Annotated in this window: 25 protein-coding genes; 5 read left to right on the top strand and 20 right to left on the bottom strand. The window is 49.9% G+C overall.

Annotated features, from left to right (window positions below; translation table 11 throughout):
- Window positions 1–12: 12 nt before the first annotated feature.
- The 4 genes from WFJ73_RS01360 to WFJ73_RS01345 form a co-directional block, all read right to left on the bottom strand.
- Window positions 13–639 (bottom strand): hypothetical protein, encoded by a 627-nt coding sequence (locus WFJ73_RS01360; RefSeq protein WP_015843425.1) that lies wholly within the window; start codon window positions 637–639, stop codon window positions 13–15.
- A 102-nt stretch (window positions 640–741) separates the two neighbouring features.
- A complete protein-coding gene (locus tag WFJ73_RS01355; protein ID WP_336771181.1) occupies window positions 742–1,359 on the bottom strand; it encodes a hypothetical protein in 618 nt (205 codons plus the stop codon).
- Between the two features lie 68 nt (window positions 1,360–1,427).
- Window positions 1,428–1,883, bottom strand: a complete 456-nt coding sequence (locus WFJ73_RS01350; protein WP_336771180.1) for a DinB family protein — start codon at window positions 1,881–1,883, stop codon at window positions 1,428–1,430.
- A 70-nt stretch (window positions 1,884–1,953) separates the two neighbouring features.
- A complete protein-coding gene (locus WFJ73_RS01345) occupies window positions 1,954–3,234 on the bottom strand; it encodes an acetylornithine deacetylase (RefSeq protein ID WP_336771179.1) in 1,281 nt (426 codons plus the stop codon).
- A gap of 194 nt (window positions 3,235–3,428) precedes the next feature.
- Between WFJ73_RS01345 and WFJ73_RS01340 the strand changes: the two genes are divergently transcribed.
- The 4 genes from WFJ73_RS01340 (at window position 3,429) to pstB (ending at window position 7,056) form a co-directional block, all read left to right on the top strand.
- Complete coding sequence (locus WFJ73_RS01340; protein ID WP_336771178.1) at window positions 3,429–4,361, top strand: phosphate ABC transporter substrate-binding protein; 933 nt, start codon at window positions 3,429–3,431, stop codon at window positions 4,359–4,361.
- Window positions 4,362–4,454: 93 nt separating this feature from the next.
- The gene (pstC, locus tag WFJ73_RS01335; RefSeq protein ID WP_336771177.1) at window positions 4,455–5,357 is read left to right on the top strand and encodes a phosphate ABC transporter permease subunit PstC; all 903 of its coding nucleotides are present in this window, start codon (window positions 4,455–4,457) and stop codon (window positions 5,355–5,357) included.
- Window positions 5,354–6,241 (top strand): phosphate ABC transporter permease PstA, encoded by an 888-nt coding sequence (pstA, locus tag WFJ73_RS01330; RefSeq protein WP_336771176.1) that lies wholly within the window; start codon window positions 5,354–5,356, stop codon window positions 6,239–6,241. Before pstC ends, pstA begins: the two co-directional genes overlap by 4 nt.
- A 56-nt stretch (window positions 6,242–6,297) precedes the next feature.
- The gene (gene pstB, locus WFJ73_RS01325; RefSeq protein ID WP_015843418.1) at window positions 6,298–7,056 is read left to right on the top strand and encodes a phosphate ABC transporter ATP-binding protein PstB; all 759 of its coding nucleotides are present in this window, start codon (window positions 6,298–6,300) and stop codon (window positions 7,054–7,056) included.
- Window positions 7,057–7,124: 68 nt separating this feature from the next.
- On the opposite strand, the gene WFJ73_RS01320 is transcribed toward pstB, so the two are convergent.
- From WFJ73_RS01320 to WFJ73_RS01310, 3 genes are all read right to left on the bottom strand, one after another.
- Window positions 7,125–8,813: an ABC transporter substrate-binding protein gene (locus tag WFJ73_RS01320; protein ID WP_336771175.1), complete on the bottom strand. Its 1,689-nt coding sequence runs from the start codon at window positions 8,811–8,813 to the stop codon at window positions 7,125–7,127.
- 73 nt (window positions 8,814–8,886) lie between these two features.
- Complete coding sequence (locus WFJ73_RS01315) at window positions 8,887–9,708, bottom strand: carbohydrate ABC transporter permease (RefSeq protein ID WP_083778252.1); 822 nt, start codon at window positions 9,706–9,708, stop codon at window positions 8,887–8,889.
- A 67-nt stretch (window positions 9,709–9,775) separates the two neighbouring features.
- Window positions 9,776–10,705 (bottom strand): ABC transporter permease, encoded by a 930-nt coding sequence (locus WFJ73_RS01310; RefSeq protein ID WP_336771174.1) that lies wholly within the window; start codon window positions 10,703–10,705, stop codon window positions 9,776–9,778.
- 296 nt (window positions 10,706–11,001) lie between these two features.
- Between WFJ73_RS01310 and WFJ73_RS01305 the strand changes: the two genes are divergently transcribed.
- Window positions 11,002–11,865 (top strand): helix-turn-helix transcriptional regulator, encoded by an 864-nt coding sequence (locus WFJ73_RS01305; protein ID WP_336771173.1) that lies wholly within the window; start codon window positions 11,002–11,004, stop codon window positions 11,863–11,865.
- Window positions 11,866–12,081: 216 nt separating this feature from the next.
- Here WFJ73_RS01305 and WFJ73_RS01300 read toward each other — a convergent pair whose 3' ends face one another.
- The 13 genes from WFJ73_RS01300 to larE all read right to left on the bottom strand — a co-directional run bounded on the left by WFJ73_RS01300 (window position 12,082) and on the right by larE (window position 26,984).
- Window positions 12,082–13,248 (bottom strand): MFS transporter, encoded by a 1,167-nt coding sequence (locus WFJ73_RS01300; RefSeq protein ID WP_336771172.1) that lies wholly within the window; start codon window positions 13,246–13,248, stop codon window positions 12,082–12,084.
- 188 nt (window positions 13,249–13,436) lie between these two features.
- Entirely contained in the window at window positions 13,437–13,796 is a 360-nt protein-coding gene (locus WFJ73_RS01295) for a winged helix-turn-helix transcriptional regulator (RefSeq protein WP_127495997.1), read from the bottom strand.
- A 29-nt stretch (window positions 13,797–13,825) separates the two neighbouring features.
- Window positions 13,826–14,248 (bottom strand): hypothetical protein, encoded by a 423-nt coding sequence (locus tag WFJ73_RS01290; RefSeq protein ID WP_336771171.1) that lies wholly within the window; start codon window positions 14,246–14,248, stop codon window positions 13,826–13,828.
- A 196-nt stretch (window positions 14,249–14,444) separates the two neighbouring features.
- The gene (locus tag WFJ73_RS01285) at window positions 14,445–15,605 is read right to left on the bottom strand and encodes an FAD-dependent oxidoreductase (RefSeq protein WP_336771170.1); all 1,161 of its coding nucleotides are present in this window, start codon (window positions 15,603–15,605) and stop codon (window positions 14,445–14,447) included.
- Window positions 15,606–15,757: 152 nt separating this feature from the next.
- Window positions 15,758–16,561 carry an ABC transporter permease gene (locus WFJ73_RS01280; protein WP_336771169.1) on the bottom strand — a complete coding sequence of 268 codons (804 nt, stop codon included), beginning with the start codon at window positions 16,559–16,561 and terminating at the stop codon, window positions 15,758–15,760.
- Window positions 16,558–17,583, bottom strand: a complete 1,026-nt coding sequence (locus WFJ73_RS01275; protein ID WP_336771167.1) for an ATP-binding cassette domain-containing protein — start codon at window positions 17,581–17,583, stop codon at window positions 16,558–16,560. The genes WFJ73_RS01280 and WFJ73_RS01275 overlap by 4 nt, the downstream gene beginning before the upstream one ends.
- A gap of 200 nt (window positions 17,584–17,783) precedes the next feature.
- The gene (locus WFJ73_RS01270) at window positions 17,784–21,335 is read right to left on the bottom strand and encodes a glycosyl hydrolase family 18 protein (protein WP_336772111.1); all 3,552 of its coding nucleotides are present in this window, start codon (window positions 21,333–21,335) and stop codon (window positions 17,784–17,786) included.
- A 386-nt stretch (window positions 21,336–21,721) separates the two neighbouring features.
- The gene (locus WFJ73_RS01265) at window positions 21,722–22,366 is read right to left on the bottom strand and encodes a HupE/UreJ family protein (protein ID WP_336771165.1); all 645 of its coding nucleotides are present in this window, start codon (window positions 22,364–22,366) and stop codon (window positions 21,722–21,724) included.
- Between the two features lie 41 nt (window positions 22,367–22,407).
- Window positions 22,408–22,872, bottom strand: a complete 465-nt coding sequence (gene larC, locus WFJ73_RS01260; RefSeq protein ID WP_336771164.1) for a nickel insertion protein — start codon at window positions 22,870–22,872, stop codon at window positions 22,408–22,410.
- Between the two features lie 25 nt (window positions 22,873–22,897).
- Complete coding sequence (locus WFJ73_RS01255; RefSeq protein WP_336771162.1) at window positions 22,898–23,875, bottom strand: LarC family nickel insertion protein; 978 nt, start codon at window positions 23,873–23,875, stop codon at window positions 22,898–22,900.
- Window positions 23,872–24,630, bottom strand: a complete 759-nt coding sequence (gene larB / locus WFJ73_RS01250; RefSeq protein ID WP_336771160.1) for a nickel pincer cofactor biosynthesis protein LarB — start codon at window positions 24,628–24,630, stop codon at window positions 23,872–23,874. The genes WFJ73_RS01255 and larB overlap by 4 nt, the downstream gene beginning before the upstream one ends.
- Window positions 24,631–24,659: 29 nt before the next feature.
- The gene (locus tag WFJ73_RS01245; protein WP_336771158.1) at window positions 24,660–26,129 is read right to left on the bottom strand and encodes a gluconokinase; all 1,470 of its coding nucleotides are present in this window, start codon (window positions 26,127–26,129) and stop codon (window positions 24,660–24,662) included.
- A gap of 45 nt (window positions 26,130–26,174) precedes the next feature.
- Window positions 26,175–26,984 (bottom strand): ATP-dependent sacrificial sulfur transferase LarE, encoded by an 810-nt coding sequence (gene larE, locus WFJ73_RS01240; protein WP_336771156.1) that lies wholly within the window; start codon window positions 26,982–26,984, stop codon window positions 26,175–26,177.
- Between the last annotated feature and the right edge of the window lie 7 nt (window positions 26,985–26,991).

Genomic DNA, 26,991 nt, shown 5'->3' with positions numbered 1-26,991 from the left:
GAGCTGTTTTTTCTAATCCATGCCATGCTCTTCGCGGATCTTGTACAGTCCCCGAAGCAGCAATTCCGCAGGATCGCGGTTAATCAAAAGATGCGTATACAAGAGATGCAGAGAGAAAGCGCAAACATTATTACCGTCGGAAATCGCCGGGAAACCTGTTTCAAATACAGGTCCTTTCAGCTCTTCGTTCCAGGCAAGACCTGCATGAACCTTCTCCTCGGGGAATTCGTCTTCAACAGACTTGATGCAATGCGGGATGAGAACTTTATCGATTAAAGCTTTGGCATCATCTTCGCTTGCAGGAGGCTGCGGAAGCGGTTTACCCCCTTCGGTCTTCATCAATTCGTAGAAGAACGAAGCCATCCATTCTGTCGCCTCTTCGTTGCCCGCTTGGAAATTCGCGATTAACTCACGAAGGAAAAAGCCGCAAACGTAATCGTTGCCGGATTCATCCTTCACTTTGTAAACAAACACGGGACCATAAAGCTCTTGGTTCAATACTTGCCCTTGAACATCTTCGAAATGCTGTCTCAAAGCGACAAAGCCGTTATGCTGGACCGCCTTGACAAGCTCAGCGAATTGCTTCGCTTCTTCCTCTGAATTGCCTTGGATCTCTTCGTTTGTCGTCTCATTATTCATTATTCGCTTCACCCGTAAACATCATATCATTCCAACAAATCATCAGTCTAGTCCAAAAGAAAAACCATCCCTCCAAGGGACGGTTCATCAATCCGATCCTCTTTACTCTACGCCATACTTCTGACGAAGCTTGGCCAATTGGACAAGAATCGTATCCGAAGGATCGCGGTTGAGCTGCATCATTTTATACAGATAATGAATCGGGAAAACGCATTTCTCTTCCGGAACATCCTTGAAGCCAAGCTCAAGAACAGGCGTAAGGTTCTCATCCAGCCCTCTGTTGCCCGTAATCGCAAGCGGCGCAAATTCCTCGCTGACCGCGCTAAGGCAATGCGGGAACAACACATCATCGATAAACTGCTCTTCCTTCTGTTCGCTGTCGGGAGGAGCAGGCAGCTCTTTGCCGCCTTTGTTAGACTTCATCAGCTCGTAGAAGAAGGAAGCCATCCATTCACCGGCTTCACGGCCGCCATCCTGGAACTGTTCCGCCAGCTCACGCAGGAAAAAGCCGCAGTCATACGTTTTCTTGAAGTCATTCGTCACGCGGTAAATAAAGATCTGCCCAAACTTCTCATCGTTCACTATAAGACCTTCCACATGAGGGAAGAATGGTTTTAGTGTCGCGAGTCCCTTCTGGAAGATCGTTTTCATCAGCGCGTCCCAGACTTCGGTATTATCGTTATTTTCGTTATTATTCGCATTCGTAATATCATTATTCATATTGTATTCACCCTCAAGCATCATACCATCCGGTGCTTTGCACCGTCCAGTGCTATACTTTAACAGTCCTATCCGCGGCCCACGAAGAATGGCAGCTTCTCAATGCCAACCAATCTCAGGTATGTAAACAGCTGGCCTTTATGATGGATCTCATGATCTTTCGCATTTTGCAGCAGCGCAAAAGCAGGAACCTGGTTCCCGAAGAAATCGATCGTATGCGCAAGCTGTTCCGGAGTTAGGGATCGCAGAATCGCTTCGGTGCTTTCCGTTGTAGCCGCTACGCCAGCTCTCAGCTCATCGGCAGTTGCATAAGCATGCTTGTCCCCTTGCGTATGAACGCCATTTTGTACCGTCTTCACGAACATATCCATTGCCCCCGTAATATGTAGGACAAGCTCCTGGACAGACATTCCTTTCTCCCAAGGTCTAAAGGACAGCTGCTCTGTTGTTACATCCGCCAGCAAGTCGTGCAAGACTTTGCGGTGGTTCTTCCAACCTGCAATAAACTCATTGATGTTCGTCATCTCATGATCTCTCCTCTGAATCGTCATTAACATTATTCATTATAAGGGCTGTATACGTCATTTTCATCTTTTATGCTTTTTCCCGGTTGCACCAGTCGGCGATAAAAGCGGTCATCACCTTCGTATATTCAATAAGCTCACTAAGATCAAGGCTTTCGTCTACGGCATGGGCCTTGCTTAACTCCCCCGGTCCGTAAATGACCGTCGGGATTCCTGCGCGCCCGATCCAGCCTGCATCCGTAACCGTTGGCGTCATTCCAACTTCCGCCTCGCGGTTCAGAACTTCCCGATGCTTCGCAAGCAACGTCATCACGCCATCACTGCCTTGATCAATCTCTAATGAAGGAAAAATTTCTCCCCGCTCCTCGATCATGGATCTGCCGCCCCAGCGGAACGTTGGCGGATGATTCCGCAGCCATGGATCGCCCTGCGCCACGCACATCAGATGATCCTCAATTTCTGCTGCTACCGATTCATAATCTTCGTCCGGGTAAAAATGAACGGTAATCCAAAGCGAGCAGCGGTCCGCAACAAACGCGGCATGGCGTCCTCCTTCTATGACAGCCGGATTAATCGTATTGGAGCCAGGCGGGAATCCCGGATAGGACTTCGTTACCGCCCAGTATCTCTCCAGCTCCTGCAGTCCGGCAATAAGCTTCGCCATCTTCTCGATCGCGCTTGCCCCATGCACCCCTCCTCCCGCATGAATCATCCGGGAGCGCATCGCATCGTGATGGGTAACCGGGCTTTGCACCGTAACCCAGCCGGTAATCACGCCTCCCTGTCCTTGAACCGCCAGATGGCTTGTATCCGCCACAATGGCGAAATCCGCATCGCAGCCGCGCTCCATGCAGGCTCTAGTGCCAGCTTCGCCGGCCTCTTCCCCGATAACCGATTGGAATAACAGATCTCCCTTAAGCTCGATACCGGCTTCCGTTAGAAGCTTAATGGCAAACAACAAAGCGGCAAGGCCGCCCTTCATATCGGCTGTCCCGCGGCCGTATGCCCGTCCATCGTTAAGCGTTAATTGAAACGGCTGAACGGACCATTCCTTGCTGTCGCCCACTTCCGCAACGTCCATATGCCCGTTCAGAAGCAGGCTTTTGTAAGAACCGCTCTCCGTCCCTCGTCTAACCGCGGTTACGTTTGGATCTCCCGGATAGACCTCCCACAGTTCTGCCTCGAAGCCAAGACTACTAAGCTGATGCTTCATAAACATCTGCGCCTGCATCGTATTGCGCGCCGGCGGGCTTACCGTCGGGAAAGCGACCAGTTCAGCGAGCAAATCGAACAACTCGTCCTGCCGGCTTTCCACCTGATTGAGTACATGTTTCAGTTCAGCTTCCTTCATCTAATACATCCTCATTTCATAAGGAGAAATTTCACCCTTACTATAGAGGATTACAATCATCCGGACAAGGTTAACAACTCTCAAAAAAATTTACATTGCGTTAACATGATTAACGTTTTGCGTTTACGTAGCCCAACTACAATAACTCATGTAAGCAAAACAAAAACAAAAGTTTGGAAGGGGAACCTACTCAAATGAAAAAATCTCTGATCGTCACTATGGCACTGACATTGTCCTTATCGCTCGCAGCTTGCGGCAATAACAATGCAAATAAAAATGGTAATGCTGCCGCTACAAACAATGCAACAACAAATAACACAGCTTCCGCTGATCTGTCCGGATCGATTCTGGCAGCAGGCTCTACTGCTCTTCAACCGCTGGTTGACCAAGTATCCAAAGAGTTCATGGACAAAAACTCCGGCGTATCGATTCAAGTTCAAGGCGGCGGCAGCGGTACTGGTCTGACTCAAGTATCGGAAGGCCAAGCCCAAATCGGCAATTCCGACGTATTCGCTGAAGAAAAGCTGGATGCTGACAAAGCAGCAGAGCTGGTTGACCATCAAGTAGCAGTAGTTGCTATGGCTGCCGTAACAAACAAAGACGTTGGCGTTGACAACCTGACTAAGCAACAACTGGTTGACATCTTCACTGGTAAAGTAACGAACTGGAAAGACGTTGGCGGTAAAGACGAGAAAATCCAAATCGTTAACCGTCCTTCGAGCTCCGGTACTCGCGCTACTTTCGAGAAATTCGCTCTTGGCACTAAAACAGAAGACCTTCAAGGTTCGATCCAAGAAGATGCTTCCGGTACGGTTAAGAAGCTCGTAAGCGAAACTCCTGGCGCTATCGGTTACCTGGCTCTGTCTTACCTGGACGATTCGATCGCAGCTGTTAAATACGAAGGCGTTGAAGCAAATGTAGATAACGTAGCTAACGGCACTTACCCGGTATGGGCTTACGAGCACATGTATACAAAAGGCGAGCCTGATGCAGCTACTAAAGCATTCCTCGACTACATGGTATCTGAAGATGTTCAAGGCGACCAAGGCGACGTAGTAGAAATGGGCTACATTCCAGTAAGCAAAATGGAAGTTAAACGCGATGCTCAAGGCGCAGTAACGAAATAATTAATCTCCAATAAATAAAGGCATAGTCAAGAGGCGGGCCAGCTCGTCTCTTGACTGCATGCCTACATGTTAATTATGTAAAGGGTGGTCGCGATGAAGAAGTCTAATGATCGGGAAGTAGCCACGCCGCATCTTGCGGAGGAATGGGTTGGCAAAGTATATACATTCATCTGCATCTTGTTTCTTATCATCACCATTTTTTCGATGGTTTACTTCGTCGCTTCAAAAGGACTTAGCACCTTTATCGTAAACGGCGTAAACGTAAAGGATTTGTTAACAGGACTCAAATGGAAACCGGATGGCGAACCGGCGTTGTTTGGCGCCTTGCCGTTTATTTTTGGTTCGTTCAGCACATCGATTCTTGCTGCTATCATTGCTGCTCCGCTCGGATTCTGCGCGGCAGTATTTATGATTGAGCTCTCTCCGAAGTTGGGCCGGACATTTATGCAGCCGGTTATCGAACTGCTTGCAGGTATTCCTTCCGTTGTATACGGATTTGTTGGTTTAAGCGTCATCGTTCCATTATTCCGCAACCTGTTCCCTGGCCAAGGCGTCGGGATCGCAGCAGGCGCTATTGTGCTCGCCTTTATGATTTTACCTACAATTACGACTATAGCAACGGATGCGCTGGCTTCCCTGCCCGCGGGCCTGAAGGAAGGTTCCTACGCACTTGGCGCAACCCGTTGGCAAACAATATATCGCATTGTCCTGCCTACTACGCTTCCCGCGCAAATGACAGGTATCGTACTTGGTATTGCGAGAGCATTTGGTGAAGCCCTTGCCGTGCAGATGGTCATCGGTAACGCACCGCATATCCCGCATTCCTTATTCGAATCGACTTCAACGCTGACCAGCGCCATTACGCTTAGCATGGGCAATACGGCGATGGGCTCCGTTCAAAATAACGCCTTGTGGTCGCTAGCATTAATGCTGATGCTTATGACCTTTGTATTCGTCTTTATCATTCGCTGGCTGGAAGGAAGGAAGAAGCTATGAGTGCCAAAACAGTAGATAAAATCGCAACCGGCATTATTATTTTCATCACGGGCTTAATCGCTCTCGCCCTGATCGGACTTTTGGGCTACATTTTGTTCCGTGGACTTGGCCATATCAGCTGGCATTTCCTTACTTCCCCGCCAGAAACGATCCGTAAAGGCGGCGGTATCGGTCCGCAGCTGTTCAACTCTCTGTTCCTGTTAGTACTTACGATGATTATTACCGTGCCGCTTGGCATCGGCGCAGGTATTTATATGAGCGAATACGCAAAAGCAGGCAAAATCACTTCCGCGATTCGTCTGGTCGTCGAAGTATTGTCTTCCTTTCCTTCGATTATCGTTGGTTTGTTCGGCCTGCTTGTTATCGTCAATAAATTCAACCTGGGCTTCTCCCTGCTATCCGGCGCAATCGCGCTGACGATCTTTAACCTGCCGCTGATGGTACGGATTACCGAGCAAGGTCTCCGCAGCGTACCGCTCCAGCAGAAGGAAGCAAGTCTTGCGCTTGGCATTTCCAAATGGAAAACCATCCGCTCGGTTCAGCTACCGATTGCCCTGCCAATCGTGCTTTCCGGCTCGATTCTGGCTGCCGGCCGGATCTTCGGCGAAGCAGCAGCGCTTCTGTTCACCGCCGGCATGAGCAGCCCGCGTCTTGATTTTTCCGACTGGAACCCGCTCCACTCCGCTTCGCCGCTTAACCCTATGCGTCCGGCCGAAACCCTCGCCGTTCACATTTGGAAGGTTAACTCGGAGGGCTTAGCTCCGGATGCTACGCAAATCGCGGCAGGCGCTTCGGCCGTGCTGATCATTACGGTTCTGCTCTTCAACCTTGGAGCACGGGCGCTTGGTCGTTACATGCATAATAAATTTACAGCTTCGAAATAAGATGATGCTTACGAAGCAAGAATTGCTTTGCAATTCTTTTTAGGAGGGTAACAAGCATGACAGAAATCGCATTGGCCGCCAAACAATTAAATGTTCACTACGGAGAAAAGCATGCCGTTCATGACGTCTCGCTTGATTTCGCCGAAAAAGAAGTGACTGCCTTAATTGGTCCTTCCGGCTGCGGTAAATCAACCTTCCTCAGAAGCTTGAACCGGATGAACGACCTGATCCCATCCTGCCGGGTTACCGGCGATATCTGGCTGAAAGAGCAGAAGATCAGCGGCACGGAAACGGATGTCGTAGCGCTTCGCAAAAAAATCGGGATGGTATGGCAGCGCCCTAACCCGTTCCATAAATCGATTTACGAGAATATCGCTTTCGGCCCGCGTTATCACGGCATTAAGAACAAGAAGCAGCTGGATGAGCTTGTTGAACAATCCCTGCGGAAAGCTGCGATCTGGGAAGAAACCAAGGACCGTCTTCACAAATCCGCTTTGGCTTTATCCGGCGGTCAGCAGCAACGTCTCTGTATCGCGCGTACGATTGCGGTTAGGCCGGATGTCATTCTGATGGACGAACCCGCTTCCGCACTTGATCCGATCTCGACTTCCAAGATCGAAGAGCTGATCTCCGAGCTGAAACAGGATTACAGCATCGTTATCGTTACCCATAACATGCATCAGGCAGCGCGCGTATCCGACAAAACGGCCTTCTTCCTCAACGGTCATGTGGTTGAATACGATAAAACGGAAACCATCTTCACGAATCCTACGCATCAACGGACTAATGACTACATTACGGGCCGTTTCGGTTAATGAAGCGGCATATTACATAAGGGCTAGACGAACCGTTCAGGTTCATCTAGCCCTTATTGTTTTATGGTCTAGTAGCCAAGAACACTCTTCGTTTTATTGAAGATGTCATTAGCCATTTGCGCGTAACGGTCGCTGCCGTTCGCTTGCGTTTGTTTTACATAGCTGTCGAAGTTGTCGATCTTCTCTTGGCCCGTGATGAATTTGAGTGTCATCGTGCTTATATAGTCCATAAGCGGCTTCGAGATGAGGTTCAACTGTTCGCTTTCGTCCGCTGTAGCCATAATTGGCGGCGCAACCGGGCGAGCCGTACGATTGTTCAGAATGCGGTTGTTGAAGTCGATTTCACCGTCTGTCATTTTCGACTGTCTAAGCTTCGTTGTGCCGCCGTATGCGAATACGCCGCCGCCGAAACCGTAGTCTGCATTCAATTTTTTCGTTGCAGTAGGGTTCATGCCGTTGTAAGTAATATCCGGATTAAGCGTGATTTTACCGCTTGCATCCTTTGTATACGTCTCGCCCTCTACCCCCCACAAGCTGAGCGTTTGACCTTCATCGGAGTACCAGAGCCAGTCAACGAAACGAAGCATTTTAATAAATTTCTCTTCGCCCAGCTCTTTCAAAGCGTTCTCACTGATCATAATGCCGTTCTCAAGACGGGAGTTTTCAACTTGCAGTTGGCCTTTAGGACCACCTGGAGGCGTGATAATCATCAGCTGGGCATTTGGATCTTCCATCTTTGTTTGGATATCCGTGAATACTTGATAGTTGGCATTGATAACGTAAGTATCGCCTTTGTAGAACTTCGCTTTTGCCGCATCGTCTTCTTGCGTGAACGATTCCGGATCCATGATGCCTTCCGTAATCAGTTTATTGAAGTACGAAACATAGTCTTTGAAGTCTTGCGTATTGTCAGCGAATTCGAATTGCTTCGTATCCTGGTTGAAGCGCATGCCGTTGGCTTTACCCCAACCGGCAGTTACGCCATATTCTACGGCTGCGATGTTTAAAGTCGATTCGCCTTTGGATTGATCGGAGAATACGTATTTAGCGCCAGTAAATTCCTTAACTTTCTTCATAGCCGCGTAGAAATCTTCGTATGTCCAGCTTGTTTCTTTGGACAAGTCTACGCCGGCTTTCTCGAAAATATCCTTACGGATAACGAACGAGTAACCGCCGCCCGGTGCTTCCCACATGCCGGGAAGAACATAGTATTTACCGTTAGCTTGCATTTTCGCTTTCAGGTCATTTTCCATGCCCCAAGCTTTTACCGCTTTTTGATAGTTAGGCATATATTGCACATAGTCGCTGATTGGAACGATTTGTCCGCCTGCAACGAATGCGGATTCATCATAAGTTTTAGGGATGATATACGGAGCATCGCCGCTGTTTACAAGGAGCGATTTTTGGTTTTCGTATTCCGTTCTTGCTACAACCGACAGATCAAAAGATACGTTTGTTTTCTCTTGAATCGCGCTCCAGATTCTCCAGTCTTTTTTGTAAGGATAGCCCTCGTTGTCGCTGAACATCATGGAGTACTTTACCGGCTCATTCGAGTGGAATGTTACGTCCTCACCGTATGCGTAATCCTCGGCAGGTTTATCCGATGCCGCAGCATTACCCGTAGTTGCCGCGGATGCTTCAGGCGAAGCGGAGCTGTTGCTGGACTTTTCGTTATTGTTCCCGCTGCATGCTGCCATGACAAACATAACCATGATAACCGACAAAATCAATCCCATTGCTCTACTGAATCTTTTCATGACGTGCCTCCCTTTTAATCATTGCATTTATATAACAGAACTTGCCTCACGGCCGTTCCGGTTATATCGCGTACTACCCTTTCACAGCGCCAATCATCATGCCTTGCACGAAATATTTCTGCACAAACGGATAGATACAAATCATAGGAAGCGAAGTTAATACCATCGCAGCCGATTTAACCGTAGCCGCAATCTGCGTCGTTTGCTCCGCGCTTGCTCCAAGTTCAGCCGGGCTGATCGCCGTTTCGATAACTTGCCGTAAATATAAGGCTACAGGCCATTTCTCCTTCGACTGCAGGTACAACGAAGCATCAAACCAGCTGTTCCAGATCCCTACGATAACAAATAAGAGCATGGTTGCCAGAATCGGCTTGGATAATGGAAGCGTAATTCTAAGGAAGATGCCATAGACATCAAGTCCGTCAACCTTGGCCGATTCCTCAAGCTCATTAGGAAGACTTGCGAAAAAGGTTTTCATCAATATAACGTTAAAGGCGCTGATCGCACCGGGAATAACAAGGGCCCAAATCGTGTTGCGCATATCCAGCGTTTTGGCTACGAGAATGTAGTTCGGGATAAGACCGCCGCCGAAGTACATGGTGAATAGCACAAACGGGATAAAGAACTTGTTAAGACGAAGTTTTTCCTTTGAGAGCGGATACGCCATAACAGCCGTCGCCGATACGGCGATGAGGGTGCCGACTACCGCATACAAAATCGTATTGCCGTAGTAGCGGAAGAAATCAGGCTTGCTCAGGATGACATTATAAGTAAGCGTAGTGAAATCTACAGGATAAAACGTTACCTTTCCCGCGTAGACGGCAGCCTCGGAACTGAAGGACTGCGCAACTAGATAAACGAACGGATATAAGGTAAAGAGGACAACTACGGTCATGATCAAAGCGTTTACGCCGTTAAAAATCCGAGAACCTGGAGTTGCTTTCACGCTCAACACTTCCTTCCTACCACAGACTTGATTTCGTCGTTTTTTTCGAAATAGCGTTCGCTGTCGTTACCAGGATGAGACCGATAACCCCTTCGAACAAGCCGACAGCGGTTGCATAGCTGAAGTTCGCGTTTGTAATACCCATCCGGTATACGTAGGTCGAGATAACATCCGCCGTTTCATAAGTAAGCGGGTTGTACAGGAGCAAAATTTTCTCAAAGTTCGAGCCCATAATACCGCCGATATCAAGAACGAGAAGTGTCATAATCGTAGGCAAGATACCCGGAATCGTAACATGCCATGCAAGTCTGGACCGGCTGGCGCCGTCAATCCGTGCTGCCTCGTAAAGCTCCGTATTGATCCCTGTCATAGCTGCAAGGTACAAGATGGTGCCCCACCCGAGTCCCTGCCAGATACCGGAAGATACGTAGATGGTTGAGAACCATTGCGGCAGCGAGATGAATTGAATCGGATCGACTCCGAAATGGCCAAGCAGCGCGTTAATCGGACCCGAGACGGAAAGCATCTCTTTTACCATACCTGCCAAAATAACCATTGAGATAAAATGCGGGAGATAGGATACGGTCTGAACGAATTTTTTCAGCTTCAGCCTTCTGATCTCGTTGATCAGGAGCGCGAAGATCAAGGTTAACGGGAATCGGATAATCAGGTAAGCAACGCTTAAGAAAATATTGTTCCAGAACGCCCGCCAGAAGGTTGGATCCTTCATAAACATCCGGAAGTACTGCAGCCCTACCCATTCCGTGCCAAGAAAGTTTGGCCCGCCCCGATATTTCCGGAAAGCGATTACATTTCCGATCATGGGAGCGTACTTGAAAATGAGAAAATAGATGACGGGAATAACGAGAAAGGAATACAGCTTCCACTCTTTTCTGACATGCTTCCAAAGTGGCGTAACATCCAATACCTTGCTTGAGCCTTCCATTTATCTCCACTCTCCTCTAGTCCATTTCGTCTACTGACCGATTAAAAATAGCTATATTTAACTACTTTAGTCGTATGGTCATGTGGACCTCATAATGAAATAATGCAAATTAGAAGTCATTTACCAACAAATGTATTCGCTTTCATTGGCTTCATTATAGCTTTATTTGATAAACCGCTCTTCGTAAATATAGCTTTCAACTAATCAAATATTGCCTTTTTTGATAGACTTATTGATTTTATGAGACGAGGATGCCATTATCTGATTAGTTACCAACAAGAGAGGAAGAGTGATACATGATCCCCATTCTTAACGGAGCCAAAGAAACGGTATCCTACGGTGAACATCCCGGATTGCGCATTTATTTGAACAAAGAAGTCGAAAACTATCCGATTCACTGGCATACCGCTGTGGAAGTCATCATGCCGTTCGAGAACATTTACACCGTTATCGTGAATGAGACCAAGCATGTCCTCTATCCTAACGATATACTGGTCCTGCCTCCGGGCGAGCTGCACGAGATTTTTGCCCCGGATTCCGGGACAAGACTTATTCTTCAGTTCGACTGCTCGCTGCTGTACGCCCTGAACGGCTTTGACTCTACCTTTCATTTGCTCCGTCCTTGCCTCTTGATTACGGCAGAGCAAAATAAAGAGCTGCATGGCTTGTTAAGGCCAATGCTGCTCGAGCTGGTGAACGAGTATTTCAGCTATACGATGCTGAAGGAGGCTTCGACTTACGCCAAGCTCATCTCTTTCTTTGTCGCTCTGGGCCGTAACTTTATGCATGAGGAACGCCGTTTCCCGCGTACCAAGAGCCATAAGCAGCACAAATACATCGATAAATTTTTGCAGGTTTGCAACTATATGAACGAGCGCTGCACGGAGGATATTCGCGTTGAGGAGCTTGCCGAGCTGTCCGGCTTCAGCAAGTATCATTTCACGCGTATGTTCAAGCAGTATATGGGGTTGTCCTATTACGACTACCTGATTCAGCACCGTATCATGCATGCCGAGAAGCTGCTGACCGATCCGAATTTGTCGATCATGGAAGTCGCAATGAGGTCGGGCTTCGGTAGTCTGCCGACGTTTAACCGGGTGTTCAAGACGTATAAGAAATGTACGCCTTCGGAGTATAAGGCTTTGCACGGGAGAGGGTGATGGACGGTTAGAGTGCAAACTGCGCATTTGAATGTTCTTCCGATCGCCATTGCTCGGGGATTCCTTAGGAACTATTCCAATTGGATTGGAATCCCCTCACAAAAGCGAACGCTGCGCTTCTGCAGAATCATTCAAATACTCCGTTGCATCCTACCTTTTTATTGGGAGGAGAAAAACGTGGCCGTGAGGTTTTAACAACCTGCACGGCCTGTTTTTTTAGAGAGTTGGGAGTTTCAACTGCCGGCTTTTTCGGATGGAGACAGCGGCTGAGGCTAGGGAGAGGATGAGGACCAGTCCCGCGACTAATGGATTATAGAGGACGGTGCCTTGCCAATTGACGACCAGTCCGCCGACGCTGGCTCCTGCGGCGATGCCGACCTGAGTGACGGAAATATTCAGGCTGATAATCAGATTCGACGCTTGCGGAGCACGCTCGATGAAGTAAGTCTGTGTCGCAGGCCCTAAAGTAAACATCGACATGATCCATAGCGACAACAAGGTAATGGCTACCGGAAAGGAATGGACGGCCAGCGGCAGCAGCAACAGGGCAGCAACATGGATCATGACACCGATCAGTATTAACTTGGCGCTTCCCCATATGTCTACGGCAGAGCCTCCGATTCTGGAGCCAATCGCACCGGCCAGACCGAACAATAGCATCATAAGGCCGATTTCCGCGGAGCTTCTATGAAGAATGTCGCCAAGGAAGGAAGCAATATACGTAAACATCACCGAGTTGCCCGCTTCTCTGAACAACACAAGCAGCAAGGCGTAGAAGATCACCGGATTAGCCAGCAGCCCCATTTGCTGTTTGAAGGGAACCGGAGCATCCCCCTCGATTTGCGGAAGCAAGAGAGCAAGACCAATAAGGATCGCAACGCCTCCTATGCCAAGGAACAAAAAGATTGTCTGCCAGCTGTACATATTCGTCAAAGCAACGCCTAGCGGAACCCCAAAAATCATCGCACTGCTGAATCCGAGGATTATCGTTCCGATCGCGCTGCCGATTTTTTCTACCGGCACCATCTTGGCCGCTGCGCTAAACGCTGCCACGATAAAGACGCCGGAGCTAACCCCAAGCAGCATCCGCGCTGCCATTAAAACCATGAAGTTCGTGCTTGCAATGGACAGGAAATTACCGGCTATAAATACGACTATGGCGAGGAGCAGAAGTCTTTTTCGCGGTATTCGCGCGGATAATGCGATAATAACCGGCGTACCAATCGCAAAGGCCAAAGAATAAACCGTGATCAACTGACCTGCCAGACTTACCGATATACTCATTTGATCGGCTAACACATTCAGGATTCCGGCAATTACGAGCTCCGAGGTGGCTGTGAAAAATACCGCAATCATCAAGACGTAAATCACAACACGTTTCATAACGACACTTCCTTTTCCAAAACGATTTGTTAATTCGGATTATAACGAGGCTGCTTACTTTTAGTAAGAACGCAATTTGTTTTGGCATAATCCATCCTTTTGGAGTAACTAACCGTTTGGTAAGTGAGTGGAAGGACAAAAAAACCGCAAGAGCTAATAGCTCTTACGGTTCGACTGCGACATTGCCGTTAGGAACGGCTAAGCCGGGGATTAGGGGAATCGCCCCATTTTTGCACCCATTTCTCCATTTCTCTAAGCGCAGCCTGAAAATCTTTCCCCTTCTCGGTCAGGGAATACTCTACGGTCACCGGCACTGTCGGAAATACCTGGCGCATGACAAGGCCATTGTTCTCCAGATGCCGTACTGTATTCGTTAACGATTGAGTCTTCACTATGGAGACATTCCTTTGAAGCTGATTAAATCTCAACGGTCCGTTCATCAGCTCCTCCAGTACAAGAAACGCCCATTTCGCCCCCAATATTTGAAGCACCTCGCAAATGCTTGAGCCTTTATCTTCACCGCTGATTGCCTCGTTGCTTCCATCCATGCCGCAAACCTCCTTACTTGACTCAGCTCTCAGCTGCCGACTATATCAATCGGAGTCTCCTGTCCGTTAATCTTAACCTGTATTTTACTTGCCTCTTCCTGCTTATTAAGCTTATAGATAGACAATGGCTTTATTCGTTTATCCTTCGGATCGGAGGTTTCCTTCACATCCAATTGAATCGTTAATACATCCTCCCGAATCTCTGCGCGAATACCCGCAAGGAACTTCAACTTTTCCCCCTGCTGGGCCGTAGAGTAGTTCACGATAAAATACTCCTCTTTCCCTGCGACAGAGTATAGATAAAGGCCGCTTTTGCTTTTATTCCGGTCGACAAAAGACTTCACCTTCTGATTCAGCTTATGCGAATCGGTTTCCTTTATCAAGGAGGAGGATTGACTGCAGCCGGACAAAACAACGATGAGCATGAGGAACACGCAAATGATCTTTTTCAATCGAACCTCTCCATTTGCAATGGAATTCGCATCACTACGCTGACTTTACCACAATTACCCATTCCTGCCTATAAAAAATGGCCGCTTCTCAGAATTGAAGAAGCGGATAAATATACTCGTGTAGTAAAGCAGTTTATTTTGTTGCATTAATTAAAAAAGAGGCTGTGCCAATAAACGGGCACAGCCTCACTTATTTTTATTGGGCAAACTGCGCATGAAGCTCGTCAAACAAAGCTTTCAGGTTTGACGCGGCTTTGTCCGAGAACATCAGCTTCAGATTGTCATCGGACGATTTTGCCGACTCCGCAGAATACTCGTACATCTTCGTTTCGTAGGCTTGAATGGCCTGATCGGTATCCTCATGACCGGCAATGGCAAGCGCAAGCTCGGCTGCGTCGCGCATGGCGAGATTTACGCCTTCGCCCGCAAACGGGGACATCAGATGCGCAGCATCACCAATAAGCGTAACTCCAGGTTTATGCTCCCATTTCAGTCCAACGGGCAGCATATAAATCCGTCTTGGCAGAACAAGATCTTCCGACTTGTGAATATAGTTCTGAAGCTGCTCTGCCCAATCTTTGAAATACGCCAGCAGCTGCTGCTTCGCTTCCTTCGGCTGGTCAAACGGGATGCCGCAGGTACCCAGCCAGTTCTGCCCCTCCGTAAAGGTCAGGTATACTTTAATTTTACCGTCCCCATTTAGCTGAGCAAGTATTCCTTTGTTATCATCAAGCGCAAACACTTTGCCTCTTGCGTTAAAAGCCGCTTGATCCGGATGTGCCTTCGCATCCACACGCAGCTCCACCATCGTTAATCCGGAGTAAGAGGCTTGCGCATCGGTCAGCAGCGGACGAAGCTTGGAGAAAGCGCCATCCGCCCCTATGACAAGTTCAGCCGTCACTTTCTCGCCGTTGTCAAAATGAAGCTCATGCTGACCGCCTTCTACCGCAACGGCTTCCGTCAGCTTATAACCGTATCGTATCGTACCCGGCTGCAATGCATTCAGCAGAAGATCGCATAACACGCCGCGGTCAATCTCCGGACGGTCGCCTTTTTCTCCGTCCTCCGCTCTGTCGTCCATATAAATCTTACCGGTTTTATCAAACAGGCGGAAATCTTCTCCCTCATAGCGGGCAATCGCCTGAAACTGCTCCAGCAGCCCCACTTCCTTCAGCGCCATCTGTCCCGAATCCTCATGTATGTCTAGAGAGCCGCCACGCTGGGCATTTCCGTCCTGAGCTCCCCGTTCATAGATCGTTGCGGCAATGCCATGTCTTTGCAGGATGAGAGCCAGTGTAAGTCCGCCTGGTCCACCACCGATAATCGCGATTTGTTTCTTTGTATAATCAGTTGTCATAAAGACCATCTCCTATATCCATGTTTGTTGTTTGTTCCTTACACAGATATAGTAACGCTGCTGCTTAAACTGAATTTAAACAGTTGAGATTTGCGCTAATAGAATGACAAAAAGAGATGGCGATTATGCCATCTCTTTCGATTAAGCAAGTCTTATGTCCGTCGCATATAAGCGCGAACCGTAATGGGTGCAAATACAGCAACGATAGCTATTGCGCCTACCAAGGACCAGACCATATCCGATCCAACCGTGCCGGAATTGGTCAACTCGCGAACCGCCGAGACAACGTGGGAAACCGGGTTGATGTTTACGAACCACTGCAGCCAGTTAGGCATCGTATCTGCCGGTACGAACGCATTGGACATAAACGTTAACGGGAATAATACGAGCATCGAGATCCCTTGCACGCTGGATGCCGTACGGGAGATAACGCCAAAGAAAGCAAAGATCCAGCTCATCGCCCAGGAGACAAAAATAACGAGCAAAGCGGCAAGAACAACGCTGCCGATACCGCCGTCAGGTCGGTACCCCATAATGAAGCCCATGGAAAACGTAAGCACGGTAGCAATCGTATACCGGATCGTATCGGCTAACAAGGCTCCCGCAAGCGGGGCTATCCGGGCAATCGGCAAGGACTTGAAGCGGTCGAAGACGCCTTTGTCCATATCCTCCCGAAGCTGAACGCCGGTTACGATGGATGTGGTAATTACCGTCTGGACAAGAATACCCGGGATAATCACGGGCAGGTAGCTTTGCACGTCACCGGAGATCGCTCCGCCAAAAATATAAGTAAACATCAAGGTGAAAATGATCGGCTGCAGCGTTACGTCAAACAGCTGCTCGGGGGTCCGGCGGATTTTCAAAATCCCCCGGTATGCCATGGTAAGCGAGTGACGCAAGGATTGAATAAAGCTTGTGTGGTTTTTTAGATGACCTGTTTTTACGGATGAACTCATACGTTTACAGCCTCCGCTCTTTTTGTTTCGGTTTCCGTTTCTTGCGCTTTCTCTTCAACGCCATGTCCGGTGATGGTCAGGAACACTTCATCAAGAGTTGGCTTCTGAACGCTGACTTCGGATAAAGTAATCCCTTTCTCGCGGAGCGCAATTAACAGATCCGTAACCAGGTCGGCATTGGCCATTGGGGCCGTAATTTTGGCAGCTTCGCTTGTTAAGGTTGCTTGAACCTGAAGCACATGCTCCACTGTCTGGCGAGCAATTTCAATATCGGATTGATCCAGAACTCTGAGCTGCAACGAAGAAGTCCCCACCGATTGCTTCAATTCGTCTACCGTGCCTTCAGCTACGACAAGACCGCGGTCGATTACGGCAATCCGGTCAGCGAGCTGGTCTGCTTCATCCAGGTATTGAGTAGTAAGCAGAACCGTAGAGCCCGTGTTCACCAGGCGGCGGATCGTATCCCACATTTGAGCGCGGGTACGCGGATCAAGTCCTGTAGTCGGCTCATCCAAAAAGATAAGAGGCGGCTGCGCGATAAGGCTGGCAGCGAGGTCCAGACGGCGTCTCATACCGCCGGAGAAATTCTTAAGGGGGCGCTTAGCCGCTTCCGTCAATCCGAACTCTTCCAGGAGATCAGCGGCTTTCTTCCGCGCTTCCGCACGTCCCAGTCCAAGCAGACGAGAGAAAATAACCAAATTCTCGGTTGCGCTGAGCGATTCGTCAACCGATGCGTATTGGCCGGTAACGCCAATCAATTGGCGGACGATCTGAGACTCCTTTTGCACATCGTGTCCAAAGATCCGGGCCGAGCCCGCATCCGGACGCAGCAGCGTCGCCAGCATGCGGATCGTTGTTGTTTTGCCTGCCCCGTTTGGACCAAGCACGCCATAAATGGTGCCGGCTTTCACGTTCAAGTTGACGCCGTCCACCGCTTTGTTATCTCCAAACAATTTGACTAGACCGTTAGCCTCAACCGCCCAGTCACCGTTGTTTGGCTTCTTCCCATTCTTATATTCCATTCCTGTTTCCTCCCAAGAATTGTTGATGTCATCATCTTACCGTTCATTTTTAAACTGAATTTAAACGATCGTTACATTTCGAATCAATGTTTCAATCTTAAGCCAATCCCTTCACTGGTGAATCAGTCTGCGGATGTATTCGCGTATAGCCCGCAGCAGGAAAAAGAAAAAACCGCCCGAATTCTCGGGCGGTTTACCGCTTAGTTCGACAATCCGGCGGACCGGAGTGTCTTCATCACTAGCACCGTTGCCTGCTCTTTGGTGACATTTGTCCGAGGAGCTAAACTATGCGCCGAAACGCCTTTCATAATTCCGCTTTCAACGAGAAGAGCAAGCGAAGGCACCGCGTAGCCGGACACCTGTGAGCGGTCCGCGAAGTGGTTCAACACGGCGGAATCCGCCTGCGTTGTTACTCCGGCATAAGCCAATGCTTTCGCCAGAATGACCGCCGTTTCTTCGCGAGTGATTGCAGCCGTTGGATCAAAGAGACCGTTGCCTTTGCCGTTTACCAGACCGGCCTTCTTCGCCGCCGCGATATCCGCCGCAAAAGCGGAATTTGCGGCTACATCCTTAAAGGCCGTACCTGCGCTTGAATAGTCAGGCAGGATACCTAGTGCCTTCACGATAAGCGATGTTATTTCCGCACGATTCAGATCGCGCGCTCCGTTGAACTTGCCGTCAGCATCTGCGCTCACGATCAGCTTGGAAGCTGCCTGCCATACCTCCTGCTGAGCCCAGCCTGCCAGCGTATCCGTATAGGAAACGGTCGTCTTCACCAGACCGTAAACGCTATTGCCCTTCCTCTTTAATTCCGCCGTTACCGTACCATCGGCATTGTCCGTGAACAATAACGGAACCGGGCGAAGCTCATTCGACTCAGGCAGATAAACGACGCCTGCTGTTTGAGCTTTGCTGATCTCCGAGCCTTTTACGGTAAAACTATGCGATAAGAAATAGTCACCGAAATTCGTGATTTCATTAAATGTACCGTTCGCCTGTTTGCCCTCTACCTTGAAGGACAATGGGGCCGTCACAAGCGGGATACCGCTTTGCTGCAGCAGCTTTGAATCCAAGGTCTCCATCGAGATCCGGATATCCGTTCCCGCCGGCAAAGCGGCTGCCGGAATCGAGAACGCCGCGCCTTTCCAGCGGATAACAATAACCGAGTCACTGCCTTTAGCCGCGATTGCAGCCGTAATTTCTTTTGGCAAAGCAACCTCAAGCTGCTTGCCGTCGCCCTCCACAATAATCGGGAACGTTGTGGACACAGCCGAAGCAATTTCTTTCAGCGCGGCATCGCTTGGCAGGCTGACCAATAGCTTATCGCCTTCTTTTGTAACCTGCGTATTCAAGCCCTCCTGCCCTTTCACCGGTTCAGACGGTGTGGTCTTCACCGGCGCTGTCTTGGTGTTCAGCGGAGTACTGAAGGCCGATACGTTTACGAGCGTATCGTTGTCTTTTTGAATGGCCAATACCTCAACCGCATAACTTGTGCCAGGGGTAAGCCCCGTCACATCATATTCCGTACCCGCGGTTGTTCCCGCTAACACTTTCCCTACGTAGACCTCGTAAGCCGTCGCATGTTCGGAAGCGTTCCATTTGACCTTGATGCTTCCGCTGCTGATGGATGCGGCTTGCAGACCGATTGGCGCGGACAGCGCATCGGGATCGGATACGCCTGTAATAGGAAGATCCTTGGCGAGTCTTGTGGTTAACGTCCGGTTGCGGTCCCCGCTAATATCCCAGCTCATGACGCCGGGCAAATCAAGAGATTTCGCGAGCGAAGCAATATACATCATAGAGGACTCGTCATTGTAGGTAAGGAATACGCCTTTGTCCGCATTGTACAAATAGGACACCTTGGCTTCGTTATTCCATTGATGCTCGTAACCCTCGGCATTCAAGTAATTTTCCTCTATGTCGGTAAAATCGAAAATACCGTTTTCCCAGGTTCCGAATGGCGTCCCGCTCGCGCAGGTCTGATATTGGCCGCCGGGTTCGCAGCCAACCCAGCCCTTGCCGTAGAACGGAATGCCTATATTCACTTTGTAGTTCGGCACGCCTCCGTTCAGCTCGGCAAGCACGGCGCCAAGCACGTTATTGCGCTTCGCGTAATCCTTCGGATGATTCTTGTCGTAATAAAGCGGGGAGTTATGATGGGCGAGCGTATCCCAGCTTCCGCTGTAGTCGTAAGTCATAATGTTGATAAAATCAAGATCGTCCGAGGATTCGCCCAAATTCGAATTGACCACAAAATTATCCCCTTGGCCCGAGGCGATCGTCTGCAAATAATATTTGCCGTCTTCCGAGCCTGCCGCATCCAGCGCTTCCCTTACGGCTTGCGCCATCAGCCCGAAGTTTTCCTTATCCAGCGGGCTTCGGGAATTATCGTCCTCTCCGCCTTCAACCGGGTATTCCCAGTCGATATCGACTCCGTCGAGTTTATAGGCACGGAGGAATTTTACAACCGAATTGGCGAAGGCGCGCCGGGTTTCTTCCGTACTGGCCATATTCGAGAAGTTATTCGACCAAGACCAGCCACCGACTGAAATCATAAGCTTCAGATGAGGGTTCGCATCCCGAATAGCTGCCCATTCCTCGAAGAGCGCCAAGTCAACCGACGGATCCCCCACAATCATTTCGCCGTCATAGACATAATCCGTTTGCGTTGGAACTACTGCATTCTGACAAGCTGCAGCGCCTGATCCAAACCCTCTCCAGCACAGGTCCGCAAAAGCGAGATTCACGTGAGTAATTTGCGAGACATCCACGTCAGACGGATGATAGTTCCGTCCCGTACTGCTCGGAGACCAAAGCGTATAATACGTGACGATATTGTAATCGGCTCCCGGAACAACCGTAACCGACGAGCTGTCTGCCGAGCGCCAAACCGCGTTTTTCGCTGCAACCTTGAAGGCGTAGCTCGTTCCTTCTTGAAGACCGGAAGCAACATAACGGTTCTCGATACTAGAGCCGATAAGCTGGCCGTTTGCGTAAATATCGTAACCGGTGGCACCCGGAGTCTCCGCCCAGCCAAGCGCTGCCGTCGTTCTGGTTGCGGTTACCGCCTGCAAACCGCTTGGAGCTGCCAGCCCGCCCCATGTTACCGTTACGGCGTTGCTATTCGCCGATACCTTCGGCAGGTTCTGTGCCCCAACCTCGAACTTATACGCGGTACCGGCTGTATGGCCTCCTTCGGGAAGGGTATACGTTACCGTATTGGAACCGTCCCATATGCCTTGCTTCCAGGCGCCGTTAACATACAGATCGTAACCGTTTGCGCCGGGGCTTCCGGTCCATTTCAAGGTGATGCTGTTATCGGTAATCGCGGTGGTGTGGAGATGTCCCGGAGGAGCAAGCGGCGGATCGGGATATTCGCTTGTATCGGGTGCGGTGGTAAACTCGATGATATTGCTTTTATAGTCCAGCGAAGGGCGATCCGCATACCAGGTAATATAGACCCGGTAAGTCGTTTCCGGCGTTAACCCGCCTATTTCCTGCTTGCTTCGGTCTCCCCAAGTCATCCAAGCATCGGTATCCGCATTCCAGATGTCGATATCATTGTTATTGGTCTCGTCGCCTATCAGATCCCATGCGATTTTCGCTGTATTATGAGTAATGAGATCCTTGCCATTCTCGTCTTGGGCAATACGCAGATTTGTTGGTCCCGTACGCGCGGCAGATACGGCCTGCTCTTCCTCCGCATGCGCATTAGGTGCAAAAGCTAATATTCCGGTAAGGATTGAAACCACTAATAACAAAGGGAGATTCCATAAAGATCTTCTCATCATCGATAAGTTCAATCATTTCACCTCTATTGGTTTTGAATTAGGATTGGATTTTAAACCCAGGCTAGCTGCCAGACCCCGATGCAAGTCATTTTGCTGCATAACGTAAGCAAACTCCCATTCATCACCACCATGTATTTAGTGACATTGAGTTGTTAATTTCTAGTAAATCTATCATGGAACAGGAAGCGGCTTAAGGTAAGGTGGAAAATTCCACTATGAAGGGATATTATAACGTTATAAGGTTTTAAGAGGGCGAATTTTATTGGAAAATAAAAGAAGACGTTGCTCCCCCGAGAGAGTAACGTCTTCTTTTCGTTTGCATCAATTCTATACCCCGAATAACGGATTTATTTCACCCATAACTCAAACAGCCCTTCCGTAACCCCAAGGTTGTACATATAATAAAGGCCGAACAAAAAGCTAACCGTGCCCGCAGCCTGCATTAAACCACGGTTCAGCTTTACGCTTGTCTTGCTATATACAAACGGAATGCCCAGAATCGTTGTGAAAATCAGCATGCCCGTGATCGTTCCGACGCCAAATACCAGAATGTACAAAGCACATTCCCATACCGACTCTACCGTTGACAAGGTCAGAATAACCATCGCCGCGCTTCCGGCAAGACCATGGATAAAGCCAATTACCGTCACTTTAATGAGAGAGGATTTGTCATGCCGATGGGAATGCTGATAGGCGCGTTTTACCGACACGACATTTTTATAACCTAAATAAACGAGCATTACACCTACCAGAAACTCCAGCGACATCGCCCATACTTCCGGCAGCTCTCCCTTTAAGAGGACGAGCACCATTCCTACGATAAATAACGTGCTTGTATGGCCGATTCCCCAAAAGATTCCCGTTAGCGTTGAACGCCACAGCTTCTTTTGATTGCTCACCATCGTTGATACCGCGATAATGTGGTCGGGTTCAATGGAATGCTTGATGCCAAGCACCAGACCTAGCAGCAAAACTGTGATTAAACTCCCCATCCAATACATCCTCCCAAAGGTTCCTGTCTCTCTTCGTCTATTTAACCATTTCGTTCCATCCGAACTCTATCATAAACCTGTTTAAGAGGGATGCCAAGCGTGCTTGCAATTTTTCTGCAATCCTCGTATTCCGGTGCCCATTGGACAATCTCTCCGTTATACAAGCCTTTCTTGACCGTGACTGGCCCCCATTCCGTGTGGACCGTTTCGAATACCCGCTCCAGCCGGTGAACGGTTAGCGGATAATAGCGGATGCCGAGCGTTGTAGTCTCGCGGAACAAAATCGCTTTCATGGCCTCTAATTTGTCCTGCGCGCATAACAGCTGAAGCATCGTTCCCGGTCTGTTCTTCTTCATATAGATCGGCGTGTAGAACACGTCATTAGCGCCCGCCTCAAACAGCAAGTCCATGACATACCCGAGCCATTCACCCGAAATATCGTCAAGATTCACTTCGAGCTTGATCATTCCGCTGTCTTCATGCTCATATGCCGGCTGATTGAACATTTCGCCCGACTCCTATCTCCTGCAGCTATTCTCCAATTACAACGCGCAAAACATTCGGATGATCCGGGAACGTCTTAGTCCCGGCGCCATACCCGATTGCCTCTACCTTGAAGGAAGGCATAGGGCCAAAGCTTTCGGCAAGCACTGCCGCAAAAGCTGCGCCGGTAGGCGTCGTAAGCTCCGCACGGATCGTCGACTGCTCGATCGGAATACCCTTCAGCATTTCGAGCGTTGCCGGCGCGGGCACCGGATAAACGCCGTGGTCGATTCGGATTTTGCCGACTCCAACCGGTACGGGCGCGCATTTCACCGTTGTAATCTGCAGCTGGTGAAGCAGAATCGCTGCGCCAACAATATCAACGATGGAATCAACCGCGCCTACCTCGTGAAAATGAACCTGTTCGAGCGGCAGGCCATGAATCTTCCCTTCGGCCTCGCCAATCTTCTTGAAGATTCGGAGCGCGGTTTGCTTAACCTCGTCCGTCAAGGCAGACTTCCCGATCAGCTGGACGATGTCTTTGTACGCCCGATGATCATGGTGATGATGACCGTGATCATGCGAATGGCTATGGCTGTGATCGTGATGGTGCTCGTGCGAATGATTATGGCCATGATCGTGCTCATGATCATGGCTATGCGCATGATGGTGATGGTCATGATGGTGCTCGTGTTCATGAGCATGTTCATGATGATCATGTCCGTGTTCATGAGCATGTTCATGATGATCATGTCCGTGTTCATGCTCATGGCTATGTCCATGATGATGATCATGGTCGTGCTCATGGCTGTGCCCCTGCCCCTCCTGCTTCAGCTCGACATCAAACTTCAAAGCCTTGATGCCGTTCTTCATCACATGCTTCCAGGTAAGCTCATATTCGTCGCTGATCTGAAGCTTCTTCAATTCTGCCTGCAGATGGGCGGCGTCGCCTCCCGCATCCAGGAGAGCGCCGATAAACATATCTCCGCTAATGCCGGAGAAGCAATCGATATATAAGGTTTTCATAAGCCAGCAGCTCCTTTATTTATAAGCTGGTGGATCAGTGCGGCGTTATAACCACCGCCAAATCCGTTGTCGATGTTGACTACGCTGATGCCGGAGGCGCATGAATTCAGCATGGTAAGAAGTGCCGACAGACCGCTAAAGTTAGCCCCATAGCCCACGCTTGTCGGAACCGCAATAACCGGATGGGCGACAAGGCCGCCTACAACGCTTGGCAGTGCCCCTTCCATTCCGGCTACCACGACCGAAACGGCGGCTTGCTGAATTTCTTCCGCATGATACAGCAGGCGGTGAATGCCCGCAACCCCAACATCGTAGAAGCGGCGTACGCTGCTTCCCAGAACTTCAGCCGTTACAGCCGCTTCTTCGGCAACCGCCAGATCCGATGTGCCTGCCGCCACAACCGCAACATACCCGTTCAGCTTGCTCTCCCGATTGTCCGCATGCTTCCAGAACAGCAGTCTAGCTACGGCATCGTATTGATAATCGGAACACACAATCCGGATCTCGTCCGCTTTTTCCCGAGACACGCGAGTAATAAGAACCTCATGATTTTGCGCCTGCAAAGCTTTCGCAATCCCGATGATTTGCTCCGCCGATTTGCCTTCCCCATATACGATTTCGGGGAAGCCCTGACGTTTTTTCCGGTGATGGTCCACCTTCGCAAAGCCCAAGTTCTCGAATGTCGCCAGCTGCTTGGCAGCATCCTCCACGCTAAGCCTGCCGTCCTGTACCTGTCTTAGCACTTCTTCAAGCATGTATTCACCTCTTAAGCCTTTTCGGATCTTTAGAACAATGCTGCAATACTGGCTGCCAATTTCTCGTAGCGATCATAAATGGCTTTATAAACCTTGCTGTTCCCGGGATTCGGATGTACCGCTTCCCCCATCGGGATATTAAACTTGATCGAAGCCAGATCCTTCTCTTCCCCGATTGCGACCAGCCCAATCCAGGCGGCTCCCCAAGCTGCGCTGTGGTGGTTCTCCGATACGTAAATCTCCGCTCCGAAAATATCCGCCATCATCTGCAGCCAGAACGGCGAACGCGCCAAGCCCCCGTTGACGTAAATTTTCCGGGAAGGACCGGCAAGCTGCTCCAAGGCCCGTCCAATCTGATACAGATTAAACGTAATGCCTTCCAGTACGGCGCGAACGTAATGCGCCTTCGTATGAGCAACGGTCATGCCGTAGAAGTTGCCTCTTGCCCGCGGATTCCATAGCGGCGCTCTCTCCCCGTTAATATACGGGAGGAACAGCAGGCCTTCGGCTCCGGGAGCTGATTTGTCCGCCTCCGCAAGGAAGCTTTCATAGCTGCCTTGATCATTCAGAAGCTGCTTCAGCCACTGGAGCGCAATGCCGCCATTGTTCGTAGGTCCGCCGATAATATAGGAATCCTCGGTAAAAGAATAGCAGAACGTCTCGCCGCGGCTGCTGACCTTCGCTTCATGAGTGACTTGGCGGATTGCTCCGCTTGTCCCGACTGATACGGCAACTTCTCCGGGCAGCAGCGCGCCAATCCCCAGATTAGCCAGCTGGCCGTCCGCGGCGCCAATCGCCACAGGCAGCTCCCGAGCGATTCCCATTTCTTCGGCAATCTCCCTGTTTATCGTACCTAAAAGGGTCGTAGGGGCAACAATTTCGGATAGCTGGCTTGCCTGAATACCGGCCAAATCCAGCATTTCCCCATCCCATTCCCGCGTATACGGGTTAAACAATCCGGTAGCCGATGCCATCGAATAGTCGATAACCCGCATGCCGAACCAGCAATAAATCAGATATTCCTTGATCGACATGAAATAGGCTGCTTGATGGTAAGGCTCGTATCCAGCTTCCTTCATCCACAGCAGCTTTAAGAAGGGCGACATGGGATGGATCGGCGTACCCGTTCTCGCGTAGTAACGTTGACGCTCTTCCTCTGTCAGACGCTCCGCCTGATCCGTTCCCCTTCCGTCCGACCAGATCAAAGCAGGGGATAACGGCTTACCCTCTGCGCTTACCGATACAAGAGAATGCATAGCCGCGGAAAATCCGAGGACGGCAACTTCGTCCTTTCCGATCCCGGCTTTCCGGATCGCATTCCGTACGGCCAGAACGGCAGAGCGTTCAATAGCAGCCGCATCCTGCTGGACCCAGCCTACCTGCGGGTATTCCGATTCAACAAGCTCCTCCGCCTCCGCAATAAGATGGCCAACGCGGTTAAAGATACAGGCTTTGGCACTGGTTGTGCCCAGATCAAGCCCAATGACGTAATTCGACATTTGATAATCCTTCCTTTTTCCCCAAGGTGAAACGGCTTGCCCGAATTATAGATTAAGCGATCGATTCATGCTGCCGCTCTTGTATCCGAGCAGATCAAGGGTTACGTATTTATAACCAAAGGCTTGAAGCTGCCCCACTATTTCCTCGTGATGAGCGAGGACTAGCGGCATATCGCCAGGTTCTACCTCTATTCTAGCAATCTCGTCGTGAGTACGCACGCGAACTTGGCGAATATGGAGCGATTTCAAATAAGCTTCCGCGCGTTCCACCTTCAGCAGCTTCTCATTCGTAATTCTCTCACCGTAAGCAATCCTTGAGGACAAGCAGGCAAAGGAAGGTTTATCCCATGTCGGCAGGCCAAAGGCTTTCGACAGCTCCCGAATTTCCTCTTTATATAAATCCGCCTCCAGCAGCGGGCCTCTGACGCCTCTTTCTTTGGCCGCCTGCATGCCGGGACGGTGTTCGTTCTTGTCATCCGCAATAACGCCGTACACCAGATTGGCGAAGGATCGCTCTTCGAGCAGCGGGAACAGGTGGTCAAACAGGCTGCTTTTGCAAAAATAACAACGGTTCTTATTGTTCTCCGCATACCCCGGAATAGCCAGCTCCGAAGTCGAAACGACTTCGTGCTGCACGCCGATTTGCTTCGCCAGCTTCTTGGCTTCTTCCAGCTCGCTCGTCGGATAAGTCTCCGAATCGGCCGTGACGGCAAGCACATTCTCCGGTCCTAGCGTCTCCACCGCCGCTTTTAGCAGAAAGGTACTGTCCACCCCTCCGGAAAAAGCAACCACAACCGATCCCATCTCGCGAAGAATGTCCTGCAGGGCAACATATTTTTCAGTATGCACTTCCATTCCCCTC

This window comes from Paenibacillus sp. MMO-58, assembly GCF_037146255.1.
Classification (GTDB): domain Bacteria; phylum Bacillota; class Bacilli; order Paenibacillales; family Paenibacillaceae; genus Pristimantibacillus.
This window is presented reverse-complemented; position numbering and strand designations above follow the sequence as displayed.

Bases quoted from the DNA above. Each gene is read 5' to 3' on its own strand.
- WFJ73_RS01285 (WP_336771170.1), bottom strand. From the start codon at position 15,605: ATGACAACTGATTATACAAAGAAACAAATCGCGATTATCGGTGGTGGA.
- WFJ73_RS01360 (WP_015843425.1), bottom strand. From the start codon at position 639: ATGAATAATGAGACGACAAACGAAGAGATCCAAGGCAATTCAGAGGAA.
- WFJ73_RS01275 (WP_336771167.1), bottom strand. From the start codon at position 17,583: ATGGAATATAAGAATGGGAAGAAGCCAAACAACGGTGACTGGGCGGTT.
- WFJ73_RS01280 (WP_336771169.1), bottom strand. From the start codon at position 16,561: ATGAGTTCATCCGTAAAAACAGGTCATCTAAAAAACCACACAAGCTTT.
- WFJ73_RS01345 (WP_336771179.1), bottom strand. From the start codon at position 3,234: ATGAAGGAAGCTGAACTGAAACATGTACTCAATCAGGTGGAAAGCCGG.
- WFJ73_RS01255 (WP_336771162.1), bottom strand. From the start codon at position 23,875: ATGAAAACCTTATATATCGATTGCTTCTCCGGCATTAGCGGAGATATG.
- WFJ73_RS01350 (WP_336771180.1), bottom strand. From the start codon at position 1,883: ATGACGAACATCAATGAGTTTATTGCAGGTTGGAAGAACCACCGCAAA.
- pstC (WP_336771177.1), top strand. From the start codon at position 4,455: ATGAAGAAGTCTAATGATCGGGAAGTAGCCACGCCGCATCTTGCGGAG.
- WFJ73_RS01355 (WP_336771181.1), bottom strand. From the start codon at position 1,359: ATGAATAATGATATTACGAATGCGAATAATAACGAAAATAACGATAAT.
- WFJ73_RS01320 (WP_336771175.1), bottom strand. From the start codon at position 8,813: ATGAAAAGATTCAGTAGAGCAATGGGATTGATTTTGTCGGTTATCATG.
- WFJ73_RS01300 (WP_336771172.1), bottom strand. From the start codon at position 13,248: ATGAAACGTGTTGTGATTTACGTCTTGATGATTGCGGTATTTTTCACA.
- larE (WP_336771156.1), bottom strand. From the start codon at position 26,984: ATGGAAGTGCATACTGAAAAATATGTTGCCCTGCAGGACATTCTTCGC.
- pstB (WP_015843418.1), top strand. From the start codon at position 6,298: ATGACAGAAATCGCATTGGCCGCCAAACAATTAAATGTTCACTACGGA.
- WFJ73_RS01305 (WP_336771173.1), top strand. From the start codon at position 11,002: ATGATCCCCATTCTTAACGGAGCCAAAGAAACGGTATCCTACGGTGAA.
- WFJ73_RS01315 (WP_083778252.1), bottom strand. From the start codon at position 9,708: ATGACCGTAGTTGTCCTCTTTACCTTATATCCGTTCGTTTATCTAGTT.
- larB (WP_336771160.1), bottom strand. From the start codon at position 24,630: ATGCTTGAAGAAGTGCTAAGACAGGTACAGGACGGCAGGCTTAGCGTG.
- WFJ73_RS01295 (WP_127495997.1), bottom strand. From the start codon at position 13,796: ATGGATGGAAGCAACGAGGCAATCAGCGGTGAAGATAAAGGCTCAAGC.
- WFJ73_RS01340 (WP_336771178.1), top strand. From the start codon at position 3,429: ATGAAAAAATCTCTGATCGTCACTATGGCACTGACATTGTCCTTATCG.
- WFJ73_RS01310 (WP_336771174.1), bottom strand. From the start codon at position 10,705: ATGGAAGGCTCAAGCAAGGTATTGGATGTTACGCCACTTTGGAAGCAT.
- WFJ73_RS01265 (WP_336771165.1), bottom strand. From the start codon at position 22,366: ATGGGGAGTTTAATCACAGTTTTGCTGCTAGGTCTGGTGCTTGGCATC.
- pstA (WP_336771176.1), top strand. From the start codon at position 5,354: ATGAGTGCCAAAACAGTAGATAAAATCGCAACCGGCATTATTATTTTC.
- larC (WP_336771164.1), bottom strand. From the start codon at position 22,872: ATGTTCAATCAGCCGGCATATGAGCATGAAGACAGCGGAATGATCAAG.
- WFJ73_RS01245 (WP_336771158.1), bottom strand. From the start codon at position 26,129: ATGTCGAATTACGTCATTGGGCTTGATCTGGGCACAACCAGTGCCAAA.